The following is a 2,939-nucleotide window of genomic DNA, read 5'->3' on the forward strand; positions in this document are numbered from 1 at the left end:
GGGTGGGGGAGGTGTTGCGAGCGCGGGGAGCGACTTAGCTTCTGGCGCCGGAAGTCCCACGTAGAGAAAGAGTTTCCCCAGGAGTGGTCCGTGGCCAAAAAGTCCTTCACGCTGATGGTCATCCCGGACCACGACGCTCCGGTGAAGCGCTACACCATCCAGCGCTCCTGGCTGGTGCAGGTGGGCATGGGCCTGATGCTGGTGGCGGGCCTGGGCGCCGGTGCGAGCATCCACTACCTCCAGGTGGCGGCGGACGCGTCGGAGAACCGCATCCTGCGTGAGGAGAACCTCACGCTGCGCTCGCAGCTGAAGTCGGTGCGTGAGCGCATCGAGCACATCGGTTCGACGCTGGATCGCGTGGAGCGTTTCGACCAGAAGCTGCGCGCGGTGACGTTGCTGTCGGACCCGCAGCGCAACCTGGCCATGGGCCCCACGGAGCCGGAGACCGGCACCACGGCGCCCGCGACGGACACGCAGTTCACCCAGCTGACCACCACGGACACGCCCAAGATGATGCTGGGCCGCCTGGACCGGCTCTCCGCGGAGGCCACCCGCCAGGAGCTGAGCCTCCAGGACCTGCAGGCCTACTTCCAGGACCAGAAGTCGCTGCTCGCCTCCACGCCGTCGGTGTGGCCGGCGCGCGGCTGGGTGACCAGCGATTTCGGTCAGCGCCTGGACCCGTACACGGCGGACCGCGTGACGCACTCGGGCCTGGACATCGCGGCGCCGCACGGCAAGGAGGTCACCGCGCCGTCTGACGGCACGGTGGTGTTCGCGGGCCTGGAGGGCGGGTACGGCAACGTGCTCGTCATCGACCACGGCTACGGCATCAAGACGCGCTACGGCCACCTGTCCAAGATCCTGGTGAAGGCCGGGGACCGGGTGAAGCGCGGCGCGTCCATCGCGGCGGTGGGCAACACCGGCCGCTCCACCGGCCCGCACCTGCACTACGAAGTGCGCGTGAACGGCGTGCCGCAGAACCCGCGCAAGTTCATCCTCGAAGAGTAGGAGACGAGGAGGCGTCGAGGAGGCGCCGAGTCGCTCGGGGACGCCTCAGGTTCCTTCCGGCTCCGGAAGGAACGCATCCAGGCGCAGGCGCCGCCGCTGCAGGCCGTGCGTCCGCCCGGTGCGCTCCATGATGTAGGCCCGCTCCACCTCCGCCCACAGGAGCGGCCCCAGCACCTGCCAGTGTGACGGCTGGTGCACCGTCAGCTCCAGCAGCGCCACGGTGAAGCCCGGCACGTCGGTGCCAGAGGCGCCCGGAGGCAGCGAGGAGCGCAGGTCCTCCGAAAGCTTCGCGCGCGTCGCTTCCGCGCTGTCCTCGCGCACGGTGAGCTGGGACGTGGGCAGCAGCAGCACCGCGAACCCGTCCGGCTGGAAGCGCACGATGCGCGCGCCCGGGTACTGCGCGCCGAGCGACGCCACGACGCCCTTGAGCAGCGCGTCCCCGGCGGGGAAGCCGAAGCGCGCGTTGAAGTGGATCATCTCCTTCACGTCCACCATCAGCGCGCCCACGCGCCAGCCGTCGTGGTGCGCGTGCGTGGACAAATCAAACTCCTCCTTGAGGAGCGTGCCCTGGGTGAGCGCCAGCACGTGCATGGCCCCGGTGGCGTCCAGTTGGCCGCGCCGGCGCTGCTCGGCGGCGATGAGCTCCTGGGCGGCCGCCTGCGGCGCCTCCTGGGCGTGCCCCGGGCGCGCGGCCCGGGGGTGGAGGGCGACGAGGGCGGTGGCGGTGGCGTCGTCGAGTGAGTAGGGCATCGTGTCCGCGTGTGTAGCGCGGACCCGCCCCGGGCGCAGGAAAGCTTCTTGCCCGCGCCCGCTCCGTCGCCCTCAGCGCATGCGGAGCCTTCAGCGCATGCGATGGGCCGTCACGGTGACTTCGTCCCGGTCATGGTAGAGCTGGCGGACGGTGAGGCCCTCCCAGCCCCCGTCCTCCACGAGCGTCTGGCGCACCCGCAGGAGCAGCGGGTTCTTGTCCTTCATGGGCAGCTTGATGTTGGCCACCAGGTTGCGCGCCCAGCGGCGCCGGCCCCACTTGGCCAACAGCTGCGCCACTTCCAGGGGCCGCCACGCCATGTCGCAGAAGAGCCAGTCCGCGGACTCCTCCGGGGCGTAGGCGAAGGCGCTCTCCTGCACGTGCTGGACGCGCGGGTTCCTCGCCAGCTCCGGCATCAGCTTCGCGGGGTCCACCGCCACCACCCGCGCCCCTCGCGCCACCAGCCGCTGCGTCCAGCCGCCCGGCGCCGCGCCCAGGTCCACGCAGACGTCGCCGCGCCCGGGCTCATGCGCCAGCCCGTCCAGGGCCTCCTCCAGCTTCATCGCCGCGCGGGAAGGGGACTCGCCCGCGCGCTTCATCCGCCGCCGCCCGCCCGGCGCGAGCGACAGGGCCTCACGGGCGCTCACCGCGCCCAAGCTCAGCACCCCGTCTGGCGCGACGCACAGGCCCACCAGCAGGGCCCCTGCCTCGCGCGCCCGTCCGTCGTCCTCCAGCACGCGTCCCTCGGGGAGCGCGGTCCGCACCGCCGCCTCCAGGGCTTCCGCGCGGCCCGCCTGCGTGTTGCCCTTCGCGCTGTCCGGCGTGTAGGCCCGCAGGAGCCAGGGCACACGGGTGGGCAGTCCGGACATGGCCGCCAGGATGTCCTCCACCGGCACCTGCGCCCCACCCGGGAGCGCCCAGGTCTTGAGGACCTTCTCGGCCGCCCGGCCAAAGGCGGGGGGGACCTCCGGCCGCTGCTCGGACTCCACCAGGGCCGGCCCCAGGAGGCGGGGACCCGCCCCAGCCCAGGTCAGCTCCTCGAACAGGTGCGACTCGAAGCCCTCCCGGCAGGTCCACAGCCACCGGCCCGGTTGGGCCGCCAGCGTCTGTGCGGGCATGGATGGCACGCGCGCCCGAGGTGGGATGCGCGGCGCGGGCGAGGCGATAGGAGCCGGGGCGGAGC

At 72.5% G+C, this 2,939-nt stretch carries 3 protein-coding genes; 1 reads left to right on the top strand and 2 read right to left on the bottom strand.

Going from position 1 to position 2,939, the window contains the following annotated elements; all coding sequences use genetic code 11:
- The first annotated feature begins 90 nt into the window (after window positions 1–90).
- The gene (locus D7W82_RS39095) at window positions 91–1,008 is read left to right on the top strand and encodes a M23 family metallopeptidase (RefSeq protein ID WP_120623110.1); all 918 of its coding nucleotides are present in this window, start codon (window positions 91–93) and stop codon (window positions 1,006–1,008) included.
- Between the two features lie 45 nt (window positions 1,009–1,053).
- Here D7W82_RS39095 and D7W82_RS39100 read toward each other — a convergent pair whose 3' ends face one another.
- Window positions 1,054–1,758 carry a diguanylate cyclase domain-containing protein gene (locus tag D7W82_RS39100; protein WP_120623111.1) on the bottom strand — a complete coding sequence of 235 codons (705 nt, stop codon included), beginning with the start codon at window positions 1,756–1,758 and terminating at the stop codon, window positions 1,054–1,056.
- Between the two features lie 90 nt (window positions 1,759–1,848).
- Window positions 1,849–2,874, bottom strand: coding sequence for a 23S rRNA (cytidine(2498)-2'-O)-methyltransferase RlmM (rlmM, locus tag D7W82_RS39105; RefSeq protein ID WP_120623112.1), 1,026 nt, complete (start codon window positions 2,872–2,874; stop codon window positions 1,849–1,851).
- Window positions 2,875–2,939 lie beyond the last annotated feature (65 nt).

Origin of the sequence: Corallococcus sp. CA049B, from assembly GCF_003611685.1 — a bacterium.
GTDB classification, from domain to species: Bacteria; Myxococcota; Myxococcia; order Myxococcales; family Myxococcaceae; genus Corallococcus; species Corallococcus coralloides.

Excerpts from the sequence above, each read along its gene's own strand:
- D7W82_RS39100 (WP_120623111.1), bottom strand. The coding sequence starts at position 1,758 with ATGCCCTACTCACTCGACGACGCCACCGCCACCGCCCTCGTCGCCCTC.
- rlmM (WP_120623112.1), bottom strand. The coding sequence starts at position 2,874 with ATGCCCGCACAGACGCTGGCGGCCCAACCGGGCCGGTGGCTGTGGACC.